Source organism: Achromobacter marplatensis (genome assembly GCF_002209535.1).
In the GTDB taxonomy this organism is placed as follows: domain Bacteria; phylum Pseudomonadota; class Gammaproteobacteria; order Burkholderiales; family Burkholderiaceae_B; genus Achromobacter; species Achromobacter marplatensis.
This window is the reverse complement of sequence record NZ_NJIG01000007.1, coordinates 34,266-57,016: the sequence shown is the minus strand read 5'-3', so window position 1 is coordinate 57,016 and position 22,751 is coordinate 34,266. Positions and strand designations below refer to the sequence as shown.

The 22,751-nt window shown below is 65.9% G+C and carries 18 protein-coding genes; 13 read left to right on the top strand and 5 right to left on the bottom strand.

The genetic code is table 11. The features are described 5' to 3' along the window. Window positions 1-5 precede the first annotated feature (5 nt). From CEY09_RS17695 to CEY09_RS17685, 3 genes are read left to right on the top strand one after another with little or no spacing between them, the layout of a single operon-like run. Window positions 6-1,535, top strand: coding sequence for an aldehyde dehydrogenase family protein (locus CEY09_RS17695; protein ID WP_088589666.1), 1,530 nt, complete (start codon window positions 6-8; stop codon window positions 1,533-1,535). Further along, window positions 1,532-3,343 carry an ABC transporter ATP-binding protein gene (locus tag CEY09_RS17690; protein WP_337360719.1) on the top strand — a complete coding sequence of 604 codons (1,812 nt, stop codon included), beginning with the start codon at window positions 1,532-1,534 and terminating at the stop codon, window positions 3,341-3,343. Before CEY09_RS17695 ends, CEY09_RS17690 begins: the two co-directional genes overlap by 4 nt. 55 nt (window positions 3,344-3,398) lie before the next feature. Then, complete coding sequence (locus CEY09_RS17685; RefSeq protein ID WP_158218676.1) at window positions 3,399-4,532, top strand: serine hydrolase domain-containing protein; 1,134 nt, start codon at window positions 3,399-3,401, stop codon at window positions 4,530-4,532. Window positions 4,533-4,545: 13 nt separating this feature from the next. Here CEY09_RS17685 and CEY09_RS17680 read toward each other — a convergent pair whose 3' ends face one another. Then, window positions 4,546-5,655 carry a YcjF family protein gene (locus CEY09_RS17680; RefSeq protein WP_006226770.1) on the bottom strand — a complete coding sequence of 370 codons (1,110 nt, stop codon included), beginning with the start codon at window positions 5,653-5,655 and terminating at the stop codon, window positions 4,546-4,548. A 152-nt stretch (window positions 5,656-5,807) separates the two neighbouring features. Between CEY09_RS17680 and CEY09_RS17675 the strand changes: the two genes are divergently transcribed. The 4 genes from CEY09_RS17675 to CEY09_RS17660 all read left to right on the top strand — a co-directional run bounded on the left by CEY09_RS17675 (window position 5,808) and on the right by CEY09_RS17660 (window position 10,534). After that, a complete protein-coding gene (locus CEY09_RS17675) occupies window positions 5,808-7,211 on the top strand; it encodes an amino acid permease (protein ID WP_088589664.1) in 1,404 nt (467 codons plus the stop codon). Window positions 7,212-7,228: 17 nt separating this feature from the next. Continuing rightward, window positions 7,229-8,062 carry a phytanoyl-CoA dioxygenase family protein gene (locus tag CEY09_RS17670; RefSeq protein WP_088589663.1) on the top strand — a complete coding sequence of 278 codons (834 nt, stop codon included), beginning with the start codon at window positions 7,229-7,231 and terminating at the stop codon, window positions 8,060-8,062. Window positions 8,063-8,378: 316 nt separating this feature from the next. Then, on the top strand, window positions 8,379-9,392 hold the full coding sequence (locus CEY09_RS17665; RefSeq protein WP_088589662.1) for a hypothetical protein: 1,014 nt from the start codon (window positions 8,379-8,381) through the stop codon (window positions 9,390-9,392). Further along, a complete protein-coding gene (locus CEY09_RS17660) occupies window positions 9,389-10,534 on the top strand; it encodes a glycosyltransferase (RefSeq protein ID WP_088589661.1) in 1,146 nt (381 codons plus the stop codon). The genes CEY09_RS17665 and CEY09_RS17660 overlap by 4 nt, the downstream gene beginning before the upstream one ends. A 31-nt stretch (window positions 10,535-10,565) precedes the next feature. On the opposite strand, the gene CEY09_RS17655 is transcribed toward CEY09_RS17660, so the two are convergent. The 4 genes from CEY09_RS17655 to CEY09_RS17640 form a co-directional block, all read right to left on the bottom strand. Then, the gene (locus CEY09_RS17655; RefSeq protein WP_088589660.1) at window positions 10,566-11,048 is read right to left on the bottom strand and encodes a DUF2165 family protein; all 483 of its coding nucleotides are present in this window, start codon (window positions 11,046-11,048) and stop codon (window positions 10,566-10,568) included. A 98-nt stretch (window positions 11,049-11,146) separates the two neighbouring features. Then, window positions 11,147-13,084 carry a bifunctional metallophosphatase/5'-nucleotidase gene (locus tag CEY09_RS17650; RefSeq protein ID WP_088589659.1) on the bottom strand — a complete coding sequence of 646 codons (1,938 nt, stop codon included), beginning with the start codon at window positions 13,082-13,084 and terminating at the stop codon, window positions 11,147-11,149. A 172-nt stretch (window positions 13,085-13,256) separates the two neighbouring features. Next, the gene (locus CEY09_RS17645; RefSeq protein ID WP_006226777.1) at window positions 13,257-14,366 is read right to left on the bottom strand and encodes an S-(hydroxymethyl)glutathione dehydrogenase/class III alcohol dehydrogenase; all 1,110 of its coding nucleotides are present in this window, start codon (window positions 14,364-14,366) and stop codon (window positions 13,257-13,259) included. Between the two features lie 28 nt (window positions 14,367-14,394). After that, window positions 14,395-14,685, bottom strand: coding sequence for a metal/formaldehyde-sensitive transcriptional repressor (locus CEY09_RS17640; RefSeq protein WP_006226778.1), 291 nt, complete (start codon window positions 14,683-14,685; stop codon window positions 14,395-14,397). 162 nt (window positions 14,686-14,847) lie between these two features. Here CEY09_RS17640 and hutC point away from each other — a divergent pair, with 162 nt between their 5' ends. From hutC to CEY09_RS17610, 6 genes are all read left to right on the top strand, one after another. Then, window positions 14,848-15,591 carry a histidine utilization repressor gene (gene hutC / locus CEY09_RS17635; RefSeq protein WP_175216767.1) on the top strand — a complete coding sequence of 248 codons (744 nt, stop codon included), beginning with the start codon at window positions 14,848-14,850 and terminating at the stop codon, window positions 15,589-15,591. Further along, window positions 15,588-16,190, top strand: a complete 603-nt coding sequence (locus tag CEY09_RS17630; RefSeq protein WP_088589658.1) for a HutD/Ves family protein — start codon at window positions 15,588-15,590, stop codon at window positions 16,188-16,190. Before hutC ends, CEY09_RS17630 begins: the two co-directional genes overlap by 4 nt. A 212-nt stretch (window positions 16,191-16,402) precedes the next feature. Further along, window positions 16,403-18,082, top strand: coding sequence for a urocanate hydratase (gene hutU, locus CEY09_RS17625; protein ID WP_088589657.1), 1,680 nt, complete (start codon window positions 16,403-16,405; stop codon window positions 18,080-18,082). A 118-nt stretch (window positions 18,083-18,200) separates the two neighbouring features. After that, the gene (locus tag CEY09_RS17620; RefSeq protein WP_088589656.1) at window positions 18,201-19,613 is read left to right on the top strand and encodes a purine-cytosine permease family protein; all 1,413 of its coding nucleotides are present in this window, start codon (window positions 18,201-18,203) and stop codon (window positions 19,611-19,613) included. Window positions 19,614-19,657: 44 nt separating this feature from the next. After that, a complete protein-coding gene (hutH, locus tag CEY09_RS17615; protein WP_088589655.1) occupies window positions 19,658-21,187 on the top strand; it encodes a histidine ammonia-lyase in 1,530 nt (509 codons plus the stop codon). A gap of 121 nt (window positions 21,188-21,308) precedes the next feature. Next, entirely contained in the window at window positions 21,309-22,739 is a 1,431-nt protein-coding gene (locus CEY09_RS17610; protein WP_088589654.1) for an amino acid permease, read from the top strand. Window positions 22,740-22,751 lie beyond the last annotated feature (12 nt).

Sequence of the window (22,751 nt, the reverse complement as noted above, 5' to 3'; positions counted from 1 at the left end):
CAATGATGTCCGATACCGCCCTGCCCAACCCCAGCCATGCAGAACTGCTGCGCGTCGCCGCCGGCTTGCGCCTACCCGACCGCGTTTTCATCGACGGCGACTGGTCGGCGTCCGACAACGGGGCCCTGATCGAGACCAGCAACCCCGCCACCGGCGCCGTGCTGAGCACGTTGGCGCATTGCGGCCAGAAGGACGTGGACCGCGCGGTCGCGGCCGCCCGTTGGTCGTTCCGCAGCGGCGCCTGGTCGCGCTGCGCGCCCGAAAAGCGCAAGGAAGCGCTGCTGAAGCTGGCGGCGCTGATCCGGCGCGACGGGGTCAGGCTGGCGGTCATGGAAAGCCTGGAAAGCGGCAAGCCCATCCGCGATTGCCTGCGCGAGATCACGCAGGAAGTCCCGGCCATCTTCCAGTGGTACGGCGAACTGGTCGACAAGAGCTACGGCCACGTGGCGCCGACCGGCCAGGAAGACTGCGCGATGGTCGTGCGCGAACCCATCGGCGTCGTGGCGGCCGTGCTGCCCTGGAACTTCCCCCTGCTGATGGCCACGTGGAAGCTGGCGCCGGCGCTGGCCAGCGGTTGCTCCGTCATCGTCAAACCGGCCGAAGAGACCTCGCTGACCGCGTTGTCGCTGGCCGCGCTGGCGATCGAAGCCGGGATACCGGCGGGCGTGCTGAACGTGCTGACCGGGCCGGGCGAGACGACGGGGCGGCTGATCGGCCAGCATCCCGACATCGATTCCGTGTCGTTCACCGGGTCCACGGACGTGGGCCGGCTGTTCCTGCAATACGCGGGGTCCAGCAACCTGAAGACCGTCGGCCTGGAGATGGGCGGAAAAAGTCCCTTCATCGTGCTCGATGACGCGGACCTGACCGAAGATCTGATCGACAATGCCGTGATGGCCGCGTTCTGGAACGGCGGCCAGAACTGCTCGGCCAACATGCGCCAACTGGTGGCGCGGTCGCGGCAGGACGCCTACGTGGAGAAGATCATCGCCCGCACCAAGCAGATCGTGATCGGCGATCCCCTGAATCCGGCAACCGACATGGGGCCGCTGATTTCCGCGGGCCAGCGCAACCGCGTGCTGTCCTATGTGGCCAAGGGCGTCGAGGAAGGCGCGCGCCGCGTGCTGGACGCCGGCGGCGCACCGGTCGGCCGGGGCCATTACCTTGGTCCCACGGTCTTCGCCGACCTGCGTCCCGAGATGACCATCGCGCGCGAGGAGATCTTCGGACCGGTGCTGGGTGTATTGCCCGTGGACAGCATGGACCAGGCGCTGCAGATCGCCAATGGCACCGACTACGGCCTGCATGCCACCGTCTACACCCGCGACCTGGATCGCGCCATGTACTTCGCGCGCCGCCTGGAGTGCGGCACGGTCGCGGTCAACGGGTTCACGGAAGGCGACATCAAGACCCCTTTCGGCGGCTACCGCCGTTCAGGTTCGCTCGCCCGCGACAAGGGCTTGGAGGCCATGGCGCAATACCAGCAGATCAAGACCATCTGGCTGCGCCTGTCCGCGATGGGGCTGAACGCGTGAACGCGCCCGTGCTTCGCGTCGCCGGCCTGCACACCCGCTTCCGGGTGCCGGACGGCTGGAAGACGGTCGTCAACGGGCTGGACTTCGAGGTCGCGCCGCGCGAGACGCTGGCCGTCGTGGGGGAGTCCGGATCGGGCAAAAGCGTCACGGCCATGTCCATCATGCGCCTGCTCAACCCGCGCGACACGCAGCTGTCGGGCAGCGTGCTGCTGGACGGCCGCGACCTGCTGGCCCTGCCCGAAAGCGAGATGCGCAAGATCCGCGGCGCGGATATCGCCATGATCTTCCAGGAGCCAATGACCAGCCTGAACCCGGTGCGCACGATCGGATTCCAGGTAGCCGAATCGCTGATGTTGCACCGCGGCCTGGACTGGGCCGCGGCCCAGGCCGAGGCGCTGCGTCTGCTGGAGAAGGTGCGCATCCCGGCGGCGGCGACGCGCTTGAAGGATTATCCGTTTCACCTGTCGGGGGGCATGCGCCAGCGCGTCATGATCGCCATGGCGCTCGCGTGCCGGCCCCGGCTGCTGATCGCCGATGAGCCGACCACGGCGCTGGACGTCACCATCCAGGCGCAGATCCTGGCGTTGATCCGCGAGCTGCAGCAGGAAGACGGCATGTCGGTGCTGTTCATCACGCATGACATGGGCGTGGTGGCGGAAGTCGCCGACCGGATGGTGGTGATGTGCGGCGGAGAGCAGATCGAATGCGGCGAGACCGCCCGCATTTTCGAGGCGCCCGCCGAGCCCTATACGCGGGCCCTGCTGGCTGCGGTGCCGCGCCTGGGCGCCATGAAGACCGTGGCGCGGCCGCTGCCGTTCCCGGCCATCGACCGGCAGACCGGCGCCAGGACACCGGCGGCCGAAGCCGCCGACACCGTCCGTGCGGACGCCCCGCCTGCGCTGGAAGTGCAGGGGCTGACGATGCGCTACCGCATGGGGTCGGGTTTCCTGGCGCGGGATCGCGGGATGGTGCATGCGGTAGAGAATGTGTCGTTCAGTGTGCAGCCCGGCGAAACCCTGGCGCTGGTTGGCGAGTCTGGCTGCGGCAAGTCCACGATCGGCCGCAGCATCATGAACCTGCTGACGCCAACGTCGGGCCATGTGCGGGTCAACGGGCAGGATATCCATGCCGCCAGCGGCCGGGACCGCGGCGCCATGGCGCGCCATGTGCAGATGGTGTTCCAGGACCCGTTCTCCAGCCTGAACCCGCGCAAGACTGTCGCGGCGGCCGTGGCCAGCCCCTTGATCGTGAACAAGGTCTGCAAGGGCGAGGCCCTGCGCGCCCGCGTGGCCGAATTGCTGGCCTGCGTGGGGCTGGACAGCGCCGCGGGCAACCGGTATCCGCAGGAGTTCTCTGGCGGGCAGCGCCAGCGCATCTGCATTGCGCGCAGCCTGGCGCTGGGTCCGTCGCTGCTGGTGGCTGACGAAGCCGTGTCCGCGCTGGACGTATCCATCAAGGCGCAGGTCATCAACCTGATGCTGAAGCTGCAGCAGGACATGGGGCTGGCGTATCTGTTCATCTCGCACGACATGGCCGTGGTGGAACGCGTCAGCCATCGCGTGGCGGTGATGTACATGGGCGAAATCGTCGAGATCGGCTCGCGTGCCGCTGTGCTCTACGACCCCCGGCACCCCTATACCCGGCGCCTGCTGGAGGCCGTCCCGGTGGCTGACCCGGGCGCGCCGCGGGCGCCGCGCAACCTTGCCCAGGACGAGATCCGGCACACGTTGCGCCCGCCCGGCTACACGCCGCCCCGACGGCGCTACCAAGAGGTCGCGCCAGGACATTTTGTGATGCGGGACGACTGACGCCGCACAGCGTACACCCGTCTCCCACCCTATGAATTCGAAACCGGAATCTGCCATGCCCATGACTCCCGCCTTGAAATCGCACCTGATGCGGTTCTACGACGGCACCCTGCTTCCCGACGAACTGACGCTGGCGCTGTCGAGCGACCCAGGCTGGTTCGCCTCAGACACGGTGGCGCGCGGCCAGCGCGTACGCGACCTGCCGCTGCGGCCCGGCGGGCTGCCGGGCTTGCGCATCCAGGACCAGGGACGCGTCTTCGACCTGTACGACTACCTGGCGGCCAATGGCGTGGCCGGCCTGATGGTGATGAAGGACGGGCAGGTCGCGTTCGAAACCTACCAGCGCGGCATCTCGCCTGAAACCCGGTGGAACTCGTGTTCGCTCGCCAAGTCGGTGGCGGCCACGCTGGTGGGCGTGGCGCTGAAGGAAGGCCTGATCGATTCGCTGGACGATCCGGTGACGAAGTACGCGGACCTGGGCGGCGTCTACCGCGAGGTTTCATTGCGCCAGATGTTGCGCATGTGTTCGGGCGTGCAGTGGAATGAAGACTACGGCGATCCGGCTTCCGAGCGCCGCCAGTTGCTGGATATCCAGACCCGCTGGCAGCCGGGTGGCATCCGCGACTTCATGAAGCAGTTGCCGGCGCGGCAGCCGGCAGGCCAGGCCTGGGCGTACAACACGGGTGAATCCTATCTGCTGAGCGCGGTGATGGAAGGAGCAACCGGCCAGCGTCTGGCCGACTATCTGCATTCGCGGCTGTGGTCGCGCATCGGCATGGAATCCGACGCGACCTGGTGGGCGGAATGCCCCGGGGGCATGACGATTTCGGGCAGCGGCATGAACGCCACGATGCGCGACTACGCGCGCTTCGGGCAATTCGTGCTGGAAGGCGGGCAGTTGGACGGCGAACGCCTGCTGCCGGATGACTGGGTGGCGCAGGCAGGGGCCCCGTACCGCATCGGCGACACCGAGATTCCGTATGGCTACATGTGGTGGGTGCCGGAACTGAAGGATCCCGCCTTGGCGGGCGCCTTCCAGGCCGAAGGCATCTACGGCCAGTTCATCCACATCAATCCGGCGCATAAGCTCGTCGCGGTGGTGCTGAGCGCGCGCGGCAAGCCCAGCTACAAGAAACGTGTCGAGATCAACGACGACGCCTTCTTCGCCGCACTGGCCAGGGCGTTCTGACCGCAGGGTCGCCTTACAGCTTCACGCGCTGCTTGAGCGCCTGCGCGATCATCCCGATATCGATGTCCTTGCCGGGGTTCTTCTGGCAGAAGTCGTACAGCACCGCCACGTAGGCGTTGCCCAGCAGCTTGGTGATGGCGCCTGCGGTGGTGGCGGCGATGGTGCCGCCCACCGCGCTGCCTGCGCCGGGGATGAATTTCAGCATGCCCGACACCAGCGAGCGGCCGATCAGCGTGGCCGCCGATGCGCCCAGCGTGGACGTGACGAGCGTCGTGATCGCGGTGGTGTCCAGCTCCATGCCGAAGGTAATGCCGATCTTGGCGATCATTCCCACCTGGATGGGCACCAGCGCGAACGCGTCCGAGAACGGGATGGGGGCGGCGGCGGCTGATGCGGCCAGGCCCGCTGCAATGTTCACCTCTATCTCAGCCCGCTTTTTTTTTACTTCCAGGGCCTTCTTGTTGCGGGTGGACAAGGCATTGGCGTAGGCGCGCTGCTGGCCTTCGGGGATGAGTTCGGCGGTGACCCCGATCAGCGCATCCAGCCCCATCGGCGGCAGTTCGGCATCCAGCTCTTCGATCCATTCCGGCAGCGCGCGCACCGCGACGACGTCCTTGGCGCGCGGCAGCAGCTTGCGCGCTTCGTCCACGAAGGGGCTGTTCTTGCGGGCCTTGGTCAGCACCGCGATGACGGGAATGCCGGCGTTGGCCAGCATGTCGCACAGCTCGATCTCGGCGTCTTCCACCCGATGGCTGCTGTCCTGGATGCAGAGCCAGGCCACGTGCAGGTGCTTGTCCTGGTCGTCGGACGCGGCGCGTTCCTGGATCAGGTCGGTCAGTTGCTGGCGCGAACGCGCGTAGTCGCCGACCTCCAGGCCGCGGGTGTCGATGATGGTGAGCGGATGGCCGGGCTTGGTGTAGGCCTGGGTGGACTGGGTGACGGGTTTGCCCGCGCCGGTCTTGGCCAGTTCGCCGCGGAACACCGCATTGATCAGCGTGCTTTTGCCCACGCCCGTCTTGCCGGCGATCAGGATGTTCACGCGGCCGGCGCCACGGGTCGCGGTGCTGATGGCATCGGCGATGGCGTCCTGCAGGGCGGGAGAGTCGGGGCGAAAGGGGTTCATCAGTGGGATGCGCGAGCCTGGGAGGTTACGGGGCAACGATATCAGATGCGTCCGATTTGCGCGTGCTTATCGAATTTCGGGCGCGGCCTGGGAGAAGATTCCTGTGCACATCGATGCCAAGGTTGTCCAAAACACGATAAAGCGGGGGGCATATGAACCAGGAGACTTCGCCATTGCGGCGCGGTTTGAACGAGCGGCATATTCGTTTCATGGCACTGGGGTCGGCGATCGGCACCGGGCTGTTCTACGGGTCGGCGGGAGCGATCCAGCGCGCGGGCCCTTCGGTGCTGCTGGCCTATCTGATCGGCGGCGTCGCCATCTTCCTGACGATGCGCGCGTTAGGCGAGATGGCCGTCAGGACGCCGGTTTCGGGGTCGTTCGGGCACTACGCCACGCGCTATCTGGGCCCCTACCTGGGTTTCCTGACCGGCTGGAGCTACGCGTTCTCGATGCTGATGGTGTGCCTGGCCGACGTCACCGTGTTCGGCCTGTACATGAGCTTCTGGTTCCCGGACACCCCGCGCTGGATCTGGGTGCTGTCGATCGTGTGCTTGATCGGCGCGATCAACCTGTGTTCGGTCAAGGTGTTCGGCGAACTGGAGTTCTGGCTGTCGCTGCTGAAGGTCGTGGCCATCGTCGCCATGATTGCGGCGGGGCTGGGCGTGCTGCTGGCGGGCATTCAGACGGGCGGCGCCACGGCGGCGGACGCCTCCGGTTTCTCCAACCTGTGGCGGCATGGCGGCTTCTTCCCGAACGGCGTGCAGGGCATGATCGCGTCGTTTTCGGTGGTGATGTTCGCCTTCGGCGGTATCGAAGTCATCGGCATGACAGCCGGCGAGGCCCGCGATCCCCAACGCATGATCCCCCGGGCCATCAACTCGGTTCCGCTGCGCATCTTGTTGTTCTATGTGCTGACCTTGACGGTACTGATGGCCATTTTCCCGTGGCCCGGCATCACTGGCGACAGCAGCCCCTTCGTGCAGATTTTCAGCGGGCTGGGAATGGCGTCCGCGGCGTCGGTGTTGAACCTGGTTGTCATATCGGCCGTGATATCGGCCATCAACAGCGACATCTTCTCCACGGGGCGCATGCTGTACGGCATGGCCGCCAACGGTCAGGCGCCCATGGTGTTCTCGCGCTTGTCGCGCTTTGGCGTGCCGTGGATGACGGTGGTGATGATGGGCGTGGCGTTGCTGGGCGGGGTGGTGCTGAACTATCTGTTGCCCGACAAGCTGTTCATGGCCTTCGCATCGATGGTCACGTTTTCGGTCGTGTGGGTGTGGTTGATGATCCTGCTGTCGCAGGTGGCCATGCGGCGCAGCCTGAGCGGGCCCGAAGCCGCCGCGCTGCATTTCCCGGTGCCGTTCTGGCCTTACGGGCAGGCCTTTGCCATCGTCTTCATGCTCTTCATATTCATCGTGTTGGGTGTGTTTCCCGAAACCCGCCTGGCGCTCTTTGTCGGCCTGGGCTGGTTGGCCCTGCTGAGCGCGGCGTACTGGTTGTGGGGGCGGCCTGGCCGTTCCCGCGGCCAACCGCCGTCATTCCAGCATTCGTGATTTTCCAGGAGGAACCCATGTTGTCGAACCGTCATGAATTCGAACTTCCCGCCTCGATGATCGAGGCCTTTCAGGAAGATGGCGCCGTCTGCGTGCGCCAGTTGTTCACGCCTGACGAAGTCGCGCTGTTGACGCGCGGCATCGAATCTAATCTTGCTGCGCCCAGCCCGCGGGCCAAGGTTGCCAGCACGGCAGACGACCCCGGCTGGTTCTTCGAGGATTTCTGCAACTGGACCGAGAACGAAGACTACCGCCGATTCATCTTCGACAGCAGTGTCGGGTCGGTCGCCGCGCAGTTGATGGGCTGCCCAAGCGCACGCCTGTACCACGACCACCTGCTGGTCAAGGAGCCCAACACGCGCCAGCCGACGCCGTGGCATCAGGACCAGCCCTACTACAACGTGGAAGGCCAGCAGAACTGCAGCATGTGGATGCCGGTGGATCCCGTGGCACGCGAGTCCACGCTGGAGTTCGTGGCCGGATCGCATCGGGGGCCGTGGCTGATGCCGCGCACGTTCCTGGACAGCCAGGCAAGGTGGTTTCCCGAAGGCAGCCTGGCGGATCTGCCGGACATAGAATCAGACCGCTCGGCCTGGAACATCCTGGGTTGGGAGCTGCAACCGGGCGACGCGGTGTTCTTTCATATGCTGACCCTGCACGCCGCGGGCGGCGTAGGCGGCAACCGGCGTCGGCGGGCGTTTTCGCTGCGCTTCCTGGGTGAAGACATGCGGCACGCACCGCGCCCGTGGCGGACGTCGCCGGAGTTTCCGGGCCTGGCCGACGCCTTGCCGGCCGGCGCGCCCTTGGCGCATCCATTGTTTCCGGAGCTTTGGCCCCGCCGCGTTGCCTGATTCACTTTCAATATCCTGTCGCTTTAGCGCAAAAGGTAATGGAACGTACGAGCGCGGCTTGCGCTGCGCTCGTACCAGAGGTGCCTGGTAACCGGTGCTTCTGCACGGTAATGGTGCAGATTCCGGGGCGTCGATCTGCTTTATTCCGGAATGTGGGATGCCGCCTGTTTGCGGGGGGTAAACAGGCAAAAAAGGGGCGGGAACAGCTCCCCCCATTGCTGTTACATCTCAAATGTTTCGAACGCGCTTTTGGCGAAAACGCATGAGTAGAATCAGCCGCTCGTAAGGTTTCGCCGCGCTTTCAGCGGCACTGTTCATGCCCCGTTTTGCCCTTGTTCCCCGCTTGCTTTGTTCGCGTCCCTTGACCAAGGGCTTCCGATATCTTTACCGCTATACGCGCGCCGGGGCCTATCGGCACAACGAGACGCTGTGGCCCTTGGTGAAGGTTCGGCGCGAGGGCAGCGAACGGCTGGTGGCATGCGATCTGGTGGGAGTGAAAGGTCCCGGCACGGTGCCGATGGACGACGTGCCGCGCGACATCGCCGGTGACGCGCACCTGATCCTGAGCGGGCCGTCGGTCGCGCAGATCGACTACGCGCAATGCCGGCTTGGCGCTGTCATGGGCGTCAACGGTTCCATCGCGCTGCGCCGCCAGCATCCCACCCTGCGCTTTGACTACTACGCGATGCTGGATGCCGGATTCGTCAAACGCCGGCGTGACCTGGTGGCCGAGGTGCTGTCGCAGGATCTGCTGCTGTTCGTGACGCCCGAGGTGTACCGCTGGATCGCGTTCCTGTTCGCCGCGGACGACATCCGCTGCCGCATTGTTCTGTTTGAAGAAGTGCATCAGCGTGCGCTGCAGGCGCGCGCCACGCCTGAAGCGCTTGAAGCGCAGTTGGCGAATGACCCGGAACTGGTGCTGTTCGACGCGCGCAATCCACAGCACGCGCACGGCTTCAGCCTGAATCCCGCCCGCGGACTGTTCGGCGGCGGAACCGTCGCCTATACCGGCTTGCAGTTGCTGGCCTGGATGGGCGCCCGCACCCTGTATCTGCACGGACTGGATCTGACGGCCAGCGCCGGGCCGCGTTTCTACGAAAGCGCGGGCGCCCAGCTTGCCACCGCGCTGGACCGCCAATTCGCGGGCCACATCGAACCCGCGTTCCGCCAGGCCAGCCGGCTGCTGAGCGCGCGCGGCGTCAAGGTCTACAACTTGTCTGCCGGCAGTCGCCTGGGCGACGACGTGTTCGAAAAATGCCATTGGAGCTGTTTGCTCAATCAAGGGGAATCCCCGCCTTCCCCGCATCCGCTCTCGGGCCTGACATCATGAAGATCCTCTACACCAACTTTCACCAAGGCGACGGCGGCGGGCATACCACCTACGTCATGTCGCTGGCGCGCATGCTGCGCCAGCGCGCCCAGATCACCGTTGCGGCGCCGCGCAGCAGCCGCCTGCTGGCCGAGGCTGACGCCTTGCCCGGCGTGCAGTCGATCGACCTGGAATTCAAGGGGCGGCCGTTCCAGCAACTGAGCGCGTTGCGCCGCTTGCGCGCGCTGCTGCGCAAGGAACATTTCGACGTCATCCATGTGAACGGGTCGGCGGACCATCGCCTTTGCATGCTGGCCACGATGGGCATGGGCGCCAAGCGCCCGTTCATCGTCTATACGCAGCACACCGACCGCACCGCCAACAGCCTGGGCGTGCGCATGCGCGCCAAATGGGGCACCAACCGCGTCATCTGCGTCTGCGGCCACACCTTCCGCCGCATGAAGGATTCCGTCTTCCGCAACGAAGACTTGCGGGTGGTGCACAACGGTGTCGACACCGCGCAGTTCCGGCCGGCCAGTGCCCAGGATGCGGCGCAGGCGCGTGTCGCCCTGCTGCCTGCCGCCCTGCAACGCCGGCTCGTGATCGGCAGCAATGCTGGCACGGCCAGCTACAAGAATTGGCTGGACATGGTCACGGCCGTGTCGCTGCTGCCCGACTATCTGCGCGATCAGGTCGTAATCATGATCGCCGGCAAGGAGCCCGACGACGAGCAGCGCCAGCGCGTGACCGATCTGGGCATGGCCGATCAGGTGGTGTTCACCGGTCTGCTGGAAGACGTCGGCCCTTTCCTGGCCGCGCTGGACGTGGGTTTCGTGCTGTCGTCGCGGTTGGAAACGATCTCGTTTGCGTGCCGCGAAATGATGGCGTCCGGCAAGCCGGTCATCGTCAGCAAGATTGGGGGCCTGACCGAGAACGTCACGGATGGCCGCAATGGCTGGGTGGTGCCCCCGGGGTCCGTCAGCAGCGTGGTTAAGGTTGTCAGCGAGATCCTGAAGAACCGCGACGCGGTGGCACAGATGGGTATCGACGCGCGCAACACGGCGAAGCGGGAATTTTCGCTGGCGCAGTTCGTGGGCCGCACGGAAGAGGTCTACCTGGAACGCCGCCTGGGTACGGGCGGCCACCTGCGGCTGATGTCGTAGCGCGGCCGGCGTCGCTGGCCCCGCCGGGTGATCACGCCACCAGATTGAAGGCCAGGAACATCAGGCACGACCACAGCAGCAAGGCGATGTGAGTCAGTTGCAGCGTGTCCTGGCGTATCCAATACCCGAACCACAGGCCGCTCAGGTGCATGGCCAGCAGGCAGGCGGACAGGGCGGCCAGCGCGCCGTTCAGCCAAGGCCTGGCCGCGGCCAGGTCGCCCTGGATCAGCAGCGCGTAGCACCCTGCCCACGCCAAGGCGGCGCCCGCCGCCTGAAGCAGCAGTACGACGGCCAGGGCTGCGCGGTGCAGGCCGGGCGAACGCTGGGCACGGCTGAGCAAGGGAGTGGGGATGCGGGGTTCCTGCGTCAGCGGCAGCATTGCCATGGTGGCGCCGACCGCAGCGGCGGCTCCGGCGAAATCCCGCCGGTTGTTCAGCGCGGCAAGCGTCAGCCACAGGGCCAGCCCGAGGGCCTGGACGGACAGGAACAGCCAGACGGCAGTAGATGGACTCAAAAGACGGCCCTCATATTATGCAAGAAGTGTCTTGCATAATATGAGGGCCGTCCGGTTCATGCAATAAAGACCCTGCCGCCAGGTCAGGGCCAGTGCGCTTACTCGCTGTACGTCTTGGTGCTGTACAGGCTGACGGGCAGCAGGTTCAGCACCGGCAGGCCGGACACGGGGTCCTTGGCCTGCTTGTCGATATAGCTTTGCAGCACGTCGGCGTCCAGCACACCGATGTCCTGGCGACGCGCGGCGGGGACGTTGGCCAGCGTCTTGTAGCCGTCGCCGCCGGTGGCGTTGAAGCTCAACACGAACAGCTTGTACGTGCGCGCAGCGTCCAGCGGCAGCCAGTTGCCGCTGGCGGCGTCACGCACTTCGATGTTCGTCACGCGGCTGCCCTGGGCTTGCGCGGCGTTCACGTCCCAGCGCAGGCCGCCGGCGTACGGGTACGGGCCCGTCGAGCCGCCGGGGCCGTAGACGGCCTGCATGCCGTCTTCCAGCATGCTCTTGACCTCGGCGCCCGTGACCTCCAGGCGCCAGAGCATGTTGCCGAACGGAACCACTTCGATCACGTTGGCCGCCGTCACGTTGCCCAGCAGGGGCATGCGCACGCCGCCGCCGCTTTGCAGCGAGATGTCCGCGCCGCCGTAGTTGGCGTTGGCCACGTCCAGATAGGCCTGCGCCACCAGCTGCTGGATGTCGCCGCCGCGCAGGCTGACGCTGCCCAGCGTGTTGCACGCCGCGCTCGAACGGCTGTAGTCGCGCGAACCCGGGCCGCCCGGCACGCGGCGCGAGCACAGTTCCTGCGGCACCGAGGCGACCAGGCTGGCGCTGAAGGCGTCGACCTTTGCCTTGAACGGCTGCAGCACGCTTGTGGCTTGTGCGTCCGGTTGCTGGATGCGCAGGAAGCCGCTGGCAGCCACATCGGCCAGGATGGCGGTCTTGTCCGCGGGGGCGGGCGCGGCGCCGGCCACAGTGAACGCGTCGCCCATCAGCACGTGCGGCGTCCCGGCGCAAGCCGTCACGTCGCCATTGGCGTCGAAGCTGACCTTCAGTTCGCCGACCACTTGCGAGTATTCCCAGGCTTGGACGAGGCAGACGCGCTTGCCGTCCTTGTTCTGCAACACGGTCGGGTAGGCGCCCGCGGGCGAACCCACGCCGTAGGCCGTCATCGTGTCCGGGCCCAGCAAGGTGTGCGAATCACCGCCCACCACCACGTCGACGCCGCTCAGATTGGGGATGATCTGCTTGTCGTAGTCGTAGCCGATATGGCTCATCACCACGATCTTGTTAACGCCCTGCGCGCGCAGCGCATCGATCTGCGACTGCGCCGCCGCCGTCTCGTCAGAGAACAGCGTGCCGACATCCGGGCTGGACGATTGCTGCGTCTTGTTGGCGATCGTCAGGCCGACGATGCCGATGGGCTGGCCGTCGCGTTGCAGCACGATGGACGGCTTGACGAGGCCGGGCGCGCGCGACGGGTTCAGCGCCGAGGCGGCGGCAAACGTGACGTTGGCGCTCAGCAGCGGGGTCTGGCACGCACCGGCATGCAGCAGGTCGATAAAGCGCTTCAGGCCGCTGTCGCCCTTGTCGAACTCGTGGTTGCCGAGCGTCATCGCGTCAAAGCAGACCGTGTTCATCATGGCCGCATCGGCCTCGCCGGCTTCACCGGCGCGGTTGAAGTACAGCGTGCCGGTGTTGGCGTCGCCTGCGTGCAGTTTCAGCACGTTGGCCGACTGCGCCGACAGCGCGTTGAAGGCGCCGGTCACGCGTGGAAAGCCGCCGACTTCCACGTTCACCGCCACCGCCGTGCCGGCAGCGTTCTTGAGTTTCAGGTCTTTCTTCCTGCTGTCCAGATTGGAGTGATGATCGTTGATGTGCAGGATCGTCAGCTCCATCGGCCGGCTGGCCGCCGGCTGCTCCGGCGCGGGCTGTTCCGGCGCCGGGGCGGACGTATCGTTGTCGTCGTCATCGCTGCCGCCGCAACCGGCCAGCAACAAGGCGCTCAGCATCGCGGCGCCCGCATTCCTCTTCCACGTAATCATTCGTGTGATCCCTCATTTATGAAGGGCGAATGGTTGCGGCCGAAGATGACGTGAAGATGAATGACAAGGCTGTCATCAACGCGCGTGGCGCTGTCTTGCCGATGTCATGAAAACAGGCAGGCCCGGCGCTTGATGCGCCGGGCCTGCAAGTGACTGCCGAGGGGGGAAAGGCTTAGAAGTGGATCACGGTGCGGATCGACTTGCCTTCATGCATCAGGTCGAAGGCTTCGTTTATGCGTTCCAGCGGCAGCGTGTGCGTCACGAACGGATCCAGGTCGATCTTGCCGCTCATGGCGTCTTCCACCATGCCCGGCAATTGCGTGCGGCCCTTGACGCCGCCGAAGGCCGAACCGCGCCAGACGCGGCCGGTGACCAGCTGGAACGGGCGGGTGCTGATCTCCTGGCCGGCGCCGGCCACGCCGATGATGATGCTTTCGCCCCAGCCCTTGTGGCAGCATTCCAGCGCGGCGCGCATCACGTGCACATTGCCGATGCACTCGAACGAGAAGTCCACGCCGCCGTCGGTCAGTTCGACGATGACGTCCTGGATCGGTTTGTCGTGATCCTTGGGGTTGATGCAGTCGGTGGCGCCCATGGCGCTGGCCAGCACGAACTTGTTCGGGTTGGTGTCCACGGCGATGATGCGGCCAGCCTTGGCCTGCACTGCGCCCTGGATCACGGCCAGGCCGATGCCGCCCAAACCGAACACGGCGACGGTGTCGCCTTCCTTGACCTTGGCGGTGTTGTGCACGGCGCCCAGGCCGGTCGTCACGCCGCAGCCCAGCAGGCAGACCTTTTCGTGGGGGGCGGCCGGGTTGATCTTGGCCAGCGAGATCTCGTTGACCACGGAGTATTCGCTGAACGTCGAGCAGCCCATGTAGTGGTACAGCGGCTTGCCTTCGTAGCTGAAGCGCGACGTGCCGTCGGGCATGACGCCCTTGCCCTGGGTGGCGCGCACCTTCTGGCAGAGGTTGGTCTTGCCGGACAGGCAGAACTTGCACTCGCGGCATTCGGCCGTGTAGAGCGGGATGACGTGGTCGCCCGGCTTGAGCGACGTGACGCCCTCGCCGACTTCCACCACGATACCTGCGCCTTCGTGGCCCAGCACGGCCGGGAACAGGCCTTCGGGGTCGTCGCCGCTGAGGGTGAAGGCGTCGGTGTGGCAGACGCCGGTGTGCGTGATCTGCACCAGCACCTCGCCGCGCTGCGGCGGCGCGACGTCGATTTCAACGATTTCCAGCGGCTTGCCGGGTCCGAATGCGACTGCTGCGCGTGATTTCATAGCTTTACTCCACGAATGTCGGCTGGGGTTATTTCAGATAGGAACGGACGATGCGCATCAGCTGGTCGACTTCGGCCTCGGCGTCGATCGCGGCGTTTTGCGGCCCGCCCTGGGCGGATTGCAGAAAGGTTTCCCGAAGATGGCTTTCCAGCACTTCGGCCATCAGGCCGGTGGCGGCGCCGCGCAAGGCGGCCAGCTGTTGCAGCAACGCGCCGCACTCCGTGCCAACGTTCACCGCGCGTTCCAATGCTAACGCCTGCCCCTGGATGCGGCGCAGGCGGGTAACGACACGTTTTTTTTCTTCCGGCGAATGCGGCACGGCAGGCTCCGAGAGCGATACAGGGGGGGAGTATAGATGAGGCGGCGGCCCGCCGTCCAGCGCGGGGGCCACGCACTGCTGCGGTTCGCAAGACATCTGTACCTGTCTATACTTGATGCCGAACGATTTGCGAATTCTTTCGGCGCCCAACAGGATTTCCCCGTGGCCTCTTCCCCTCCCAGATTGCCCGTCCAGGCCAATGCCCTGCCCGCCCCGCTGTACGCGCAGGTCAAGCAGATGATCGCGCAGCAGATCCGCAGCGGCGCGTGGCCCGCGCACTACCGGGTGCCCTCGGAAAGCGAGCTGGTCGATGAACTTGGGTTCAGCCGCATGACCATCAACCGCGCGCTGCGCGAGCTGACTTCCGAAGGCTTGCTGGTACGCATGCAGGGCGTGGGCACCTTCGTGGCGCAGCCCAAGGCGCGCTCGGCGCTCTTTGCCGTCAACAACATCGCCGACGAGATCGCGGCGCGCAACCATCGCCATCACAGCCGCGTGGTGCGCCTGGCCGAAGAGCCGGCCGGCGCCGAGCAGGCGCAGGCGCTGGAGATCCGCGCGGGCCAACCGGTCTATCACTCGGTCATCGTGCATTACGAAGACGACGTCCCCATCCAGTTGGAAGACCGCTATGTGAATGTGGGCCTGGCGCCCGACTATCTGAAGCAGGATTTCACGCAAAGCACGCCGTACGAATACCTGACGCGCGTGGCCCCGCTGAGCGAAGGCGAACACGTGGTCGAGGCCATCCTGGCCAAGCCCCGCGAGTGCCAGCTGCTGCAGATCGAGCGCGAGGAACCCTGTCTGCTGATCAGCCGCCGCACCTGGTCCGGCGATCGCGCCGTCACGCTCGCCCGTCTGATCCACCCGGGTTCGCGTCACCGTCTGGAAGGCAAGTTCACGACATGAAGCCAGCCGAAGTCCATCTCTACCGCGCCGCCGACTATCCGCGCATGCCGTGGCGCAACGGCGCCGGCACCACGCAGGAAGTCGCCTGCAATCCCGGCGGCAGCGCCGCCGCCTTCGACTGGCGGCTATCCATCGCCGACGTGGCGCAGGACGGCGGCTTTTCAGCCTTCACTGGCTTGCAGCGCATCATCACCGTGCTGGAAGGCCGGGGGATCCAGCTGACCGTGGATGGCCGCGAACAGGCGCCGCTGGCGCCGCGCCAGGCCTATGCGTTTTCGGGCGACGCGCACGTGCAGTGCCGCTTGCTGGACGGCCCGATCCGGGATTTCAACCTGATCTACGCGCCGGCACGCTACTACGCCCGGCTGCAATGGGTGACGGGCGCTGGCCCGTGGACCTTCCATAGCGCCGCGCGCAGCGTGCTGGTGCTGAACGCCGGCGCGGCGCTCACGGTAGGCATCGATGCTGCGGTGCACACGCTGCCGTCGCGCTACGACTGCCTGCACGTCGAGGGGCAGGAAGGCCTGGCCGAATATCGGCTGGAAGGCGCGGCCCCCCTGGACGCCTGCGTGATCGAGCTGTCGCCGCGAAGGGCCTGAGCTCCCTGATCTATCTGAGGCCGCCTTGAGCGGCCCTTTTTTTCGCCATCCGTCCGCAGCCAGGTGCTTGCCATTTTCGTTCCATCTCTAGGGAAATCCCTGACCCAAATTCTGGTCTACCTATCTTGTATATACAAGCATAGGCATCCTATGATGCAGGCAACCGGCGCGCATTCGATACGCGCGCAGCTGAACCGATCAAGGAGAGTCTCTTGGACCAATCGAACCGATACCGCGATGTCGTCATCCGTGCCCCGCGCGGCAACAAACTGACGGCCAAGAGCTGGCTGACCGAAGCCCCCTTGCGCATGCTGATGAACAACCTTGACCCGGACGTGGCCGAGAACCCCAAGGAACTGGTGGTCTACGGCGGCATCGGTCGCGCCGCCCGCAATTGGGACTGCTATGACAAGATCGTGGAGTCGCTCACCAACCTGAACGACGACGAGACCCTGCTGGTGCAATCGGGCAAGCCGGTCGGCGTGTTCAAGACCCATGCCAACGCCCCACGCGTGTTGATCGCCAACTCGAACCTGGTACCGCACTGGGCCACGTGGGAACACTTCAACGAACTGGACGCCAAGGGTCTTGCCATGTACGGGCAGATGACCGCCGGCAGCTGGATCTACATCGGCAGCCAGGGCATCGTGCAAGGCACGTATGAAACCTTCGTCGAAGCCGGCCGCCAGCACTACGGCGGTAACCTCACGGGCCGCTGGGTGTTGACCGCGGGCCTGGGCGGCATGGGCGGCGCGCAGCCGCTGGCCGCCACGCTGGCAGGCGCTTCGTCGCTGAACATCGAATGCCAGCAGGCCAGCATCGATTTCCGCTTGCGCACCCGCTACGTGGATGAGCAGGCCGACAACCTGGACGACGCGCTGGCGCGCATCGCCAAGTACACGAAGGAAGGTCGCGCCGTTTCCATCGCGCTGTGCGGCAATGCCGCTGATGTCCTGCCCGAACTGGTGCGCCGCGGCGTGCGCCCGGACATGGTCACCGACCAGACCAGCGCGCACGACCCCCTGAACGGCTACCTGCCGTCGGGCTGGACCTGGCAGGACTACCGCGAACGCGCCAAGCGCGAACCGGTTGCCGTCATCAAGGCCGCCAAGCAATCGATGGCCGTGCACGTGCAAGCCATGCTGGCGTTCCAGCGCCAGGGCATCCCCACCTTCGACTACGGCAACAACATCCGCCAGATGGCCAAGGAAGAAGGCGTGGCGGACGCGTTCGACTTCCCCGGCTTCGTGCCCGCCTACATCCGGCCGCTGTTCTGCCGCGGCGTGGGCCCGTTCCGCTGGGCCGCGCTGTCGGGCGACCCGCAAGACATCTACAAGACCGATGCCAAGGTCAAGGAACTGATCCCGGACGACGCGCACCTGCACCACTGGTTGAGCATGGCGCGCGAACGTATCAGCTTCCAGGGCTTGCCGGCGCGCATCTGCTGGGTGGGCCTGGGCCAGCGTGCCAAGCTGGGCCTGGCGTTCAATGAAATGGTCCGTTCCGGCGAACTGTCGGCGCCCATCGTCATCGGCCGCGACCACCTGGATTCCGGGTCCGTCGCCAGCCCCAACCGCGAAACCGAATCCATGCGAGACGGTTCGGACGCCGTGTCCGACTGGCCGTTGCTGAACGCGTTGCTGAACACTGCCAGCGGCGCGACGTGGGTGTCGCTGCACCACGGCGGCGGCGTGGGCATGGGCTTCTCGCAGCATTCCGGCATGGTCATCGTGTGCGACGGCACGGACGAAGCCGCCGAGCGCATTGCCCGCGTGCTGGCCAATGACCCCGGCACGGGCGTCATGCGCCATGCGGATGCCGGCTACGAGATCGCGATTGAATGCGCGAAGGAACAGGGCCTGAACCTGCCGATGGTGACCGGCAAGCGTTAGGTCGGTAACCCGGCATGCAGGCAGGGCTGTTCTCGCTGCCCGCATGTCGCCAATCAATACTTTCACGCGGGAATCGCGGCGGCATGACGCCGCTTCCCGCCACCTTCGAGGCAATGCGATGGCTCAGGACAGTGAAGCAGTATCGGCGCCGCTGATCGAGCGGCGTTCGATCGACTACATCCCCGAATCCGAACGGCATGGCAAGCTGTATAGCCAGTTCACGCTGTGGATGGGCGCCAACCTGCAGATCACCGCCATCGTCACCGGCGCCTTGGCCGTTGTGCTGGGCGGCGACGTGTTCTGGTCGCTGATCGGATTGTTCGCGGGCCAGGTCCTGGGCGGCGGGGTGATGGCGCTGCATGCAGCGCAGGGCCCCAAGCTGGGCTTGCCGCAAATGATCTCCAGCCGGGTGCAGTTCGGCGTCTACGGCGCGGCGATTCCCATCGTGCTGGTGTGCCTGATGTACCTGGGCTTCACGGCCACCGGCACCGTGCTGTCGGGCCAGGCGCTGGGCCAGCTGTTCGGCGTCAGCGACACCACGGGCATCCTGATCTTCGCGGCGGTGATCATCGCCGCCACCCTGTTCGGCTACCGCGTGATCCACATCATCGGACGGGTCGCCACAATCCTGGGCATCATCGCGTTCGTGTATCTGTTCAGCCGCGTGATGGCGGTGGGCGACGTGGGCCAGCTGTTGCAGATCCGGCATTTCAGCTGGAGCTCGTTCCTGCTGGCGGTGTCGCTGGCGGCGTCGTGGCAGATCGCCTATGGCCCCTACGTGGCGGACTACTCGCGCTATCTGCCCAGCGCCACGTCTTCCACGAAGACGTTCCTGGCAGTGGGGCTGGGGTCGGTGGTGGGCGCACAAATCGCGATGGTGCTGGGGGTGCTGGCCGCCGCCATGGCCGCCGGCCAGTTCGCGGGGCGCGAAGTCGCCTACATCGTGGGCCTGGGCCGCACCGGCACGATGGCGGCGCTGCTGTACTTCAGCATCGCCTTCGGCAAGATCACGATCTCCACGTTGAATTCCTACGGCAGCTTCATGTGCATCGCCACGATCGCCAGTGGCTTCCGGGGCCAGGTGCAGATCACGCACCGGCAGCGGGCGGTGGCCGTGGTGCTGATCGTGGCGGCGGCGACGGCCGTGGCGTTGATCGGCCAGCATTCTTTCCTGAACGCGTTCAAGTCGTTCATCCTTTTCCTGCTGGCGTTCTTCGTGCCCTGGAGCGCGGTAAACCTGGTGGACTACTACTTCGTGAACCGCGGCCAGTATGACGTGGCGGCGCTGTCGGATCCGAACGGGCGCTACGGTCGCTGGAACATGCCCGGCATCCTCGTCTACGCCTTCGGCGTGCTGGTGCAGATGCCCTTCATCTCGACCAAACTCTATACGGGGCCGATGGTCGAACGGCTGGGCGGCGTGGATATCTCGTGGATCATCGGCCTGATCGTCCCCAGCATCCTTTACTACCTGTTCGCGCGCCGCGGTACGCGGCCCGCCCTCCACGATCCGGTGCGAAAGCCGGCGTGACAACGAATTTGCATGACGCCGGCAACCGGCACAGGAGACCCAGAATGGATTTGCATTTGAAACCCGGCCAGTTGACCTTGTCGGATCTGCGGCGCGTGTACCAGCAGCCGGTCCGCGTGACGCTGGACCCTGCCGCCGGCGGCGCCATCGATGCCAGCGTGGCCACGGTCGAGCGCATCATCGCGGAAGGCCGCACGGTCTATGGCATCAACACGGGTTTCGGGTTGCTGGCGTCCACCAAGATTGCCCGCGAAGACCTCGAGGCGCTGCAAAGCTCTCTGGTGCGTTCGCATGCCGCCGGCGTAGGCGCGGCACTGGACGACGCCATGGTCCGCCTGATCATGGTGCTGAAGATCAACAGCCTGGCGCGCGGTTACTCCGGCATCCGCCGTCACGTCATCGACAGCCTGATCGCGCTGGTGAACGCCGGCGTCTATCCGCACATTCCGCTAAAGGGCTCGGTAGGCGCCTCCGGCGACCTGGCGCCGCTGGCCCATATGTCGATGTTGCTGCTGGGCGAAAGCCGCGCCCGCCACCAGGGCGAATGGCTGCCCGCGAAAGAGGCGCTGGCCCACGCGGGCCTGGCGCCGCTGACCCTGGCCGCCAAGGAAGGCCTGGCGCTCTTGAACGGGACGCAGGTGTCCACCGCCTACGCCTTGCGCGGCCTGTTCGAAGCCGAAGACATGATGGCCGCCGGTCTCGTGTGCGGCAGCCTCAGCGTGGAAGCGATGCTGGGCTCGCGCGTGCCGTTCGACGCCCGCATCCATGCCGCGCGGGGCCAGATCGGGCAGATCGACGTGGCCGCGGTGTACCGCGAGCTGCTGGGCAACGACAGCGAGGTCGGCCACTCGCACGCGGACTGCGAGAAGGTGCAGGACCCCTATTCCCTGCGCTGCCAGCCCCAGGTGATGGGCGCCTGCCTGACGCAGATCCGCCATGCCGCAGAGGTGCTGCAGATCGAATCCAACGCCGTATCGGACAACCCGCTGGTGTTCGTGGACCAGGGCGACGTGATCTCGGGCGGCAACTTCCATGCCGAGCCCGTGGCGATGGTGGCGGACAACCTGGCGCTGGCGCTGGCCGAGATCGGCGCGCTGTCGGAACGCCGCGTTGCGCTGATGATGGACAAGCACATGTCGCAGCTGCCGCCGTTCCTGGTCGCCAAGGGCGGCGTGAACTCCGGCTTCATGATCGCGCAGGTGACCGCGGCGGCGCTGGCCAGCGACAACAAGGCGCTGGCACATCCCGCCAGCGTCGACAGCATGCCCACTTCGGCCAACCAGGAAGACCACGTGTCCATGGCGCCCAACGCCGGCAAGCGGCTCTGGGCCATGGCGGAGAACGTGCGCGACATCCTGGCCATCGAATGGCTGGGCGCATGCCAGGGCCTGGACTTCCGGGAAGGACTGAAGACCTCGCCCCAGCTTGAGCAGGCGCGCCGCGCCTTGCGCGAACAGGTGCCGCACTACGAAGAAGACCGCTTCTTCGCGCCGGACATCGCCGCCGCCAGCGGTCTGATCGCCGCGCAGGTCCTGAACGGCCTGATGCCGGCAGGCCTTTTGCCCAGCCTTTAAGTTCGAATCATGCGGCCCCTTTCCGGGGCCGCGATGAATCCACGCCTTGTGACGACGCCCGCAGATGGCGCGCGCCGGGCGGTTGACGGTGCTCGCGGATAACAAGCGTACGGAGACAGGAATGCAGGCACAAAGACAGGCACAACCCGAGGTAAAGACGCAGGACCTTAAACGCGGGCTCAATGCCCGGCACATCCGCTTCATGGCCTTGGGCTCGGCGATCGGGACGGGGCTTTTCTACGGTTCGGCCAAGGCCATCCAGGAAGCCGGCCCGTCCGTGCTGCTTGCCTACCTGATTGCGGGCGCGGCCGTCTACATGGTGATGCGCGCGTTGGGCGAAATGGCGGTGCACAACCCCGTGTCGGGGTCGTTCGGCCAGTACGCCACCAGCTATCTGGGACCCGTCGCCGGCTTCCTCACGGGCTGGACCTATGCCTTCGAGATGATCATCGTTTGCCTGGCCGACATCACCGCGTTCGGGCTGTACATGGGCTTCTGGTATCCCGACGTGCCGCGCTGGATCTGGGTGCTGTCCATCGTGTGCTTCATCGGTGCGATCAACCTGTGTTCGGTCAAGGTATTCGGCGAACTGGAGTTCTGGCTGTCGCTGCTGAAGGTGGGCGCCATCATCGCGATGATCGCCGGCGGGCTGGGCATCATGCTGTTCGGCTTCGGGCTGAACGCCGACAGCGCGGCGACGGGTGTGCATAACCTGTGGGCGCATGGCGGCTTCATGCCCAACGGCGTGGGCGGACTGGTCGCGTCGCTGGCAGTGGTGGTGTTCGCATTCGGCGGCATCGAGATCATCGGCATCACCGCAGGCGAAGCGAAAGATCCCGGCCGCACCCTGCCGCGCGCCATCAATGCGGTGCCCCTGCGCATCCTGCTGTTCTACGTGCTGACGCTGTTCGTGCTGATGTCCATCTTCCCCTGGACGCAGATCGGCAGCAAGGGCAGCCCGTTCGTGCAGATCTTCGACAGCCTGGGCATCAGCTCGGCCGCCACCATCCTCAACATCGTCGTGATCTCGGCGGCGGTGTCGGCAATCAATAGCGACATCTTCGGCGCGGGGCGCATGCTGTATGGCATGGCGCAGCAGGGCCAGGCGCCGCGCGGCTTTGCGGCGGTATCCCGCAACGGCGTGCCCTGGATGACCGTCGTGGTGATGTCGGTGGCGCTGCTGCTGGGCGTGGTGCTGAACTACCTGATCCCCGAGGGGGTGTTCATGCTGATCGCCTCGATCGCCACCTTCGCCACCGTGTGGGTCTGGTTGATGATCCTGTTGTCGCAAGTGGCGATGCGGCGCAAGATGAGTCCGGAGGCCGTCGCCGCGTTGAAATTCCCGGTGCCGTTCTGGCCGGCGGGGCCGATCGCGGCAATCTTGTTCATGCTGTTCGTGTTCGGGGTGCTGGGTTACTTCCCCCGCACGCAGGCGGCGCTGGCGGTGGGTGTGGTGTGGATCGCGTTGCTGTGCGTGGCGTACCGCATGTGGGTGTACCCCCACCTCCCCGATGGCGGCCTCCCGGTGCCGGTGGCGCAGGGGTCCGATTGATTACGGTTTTCA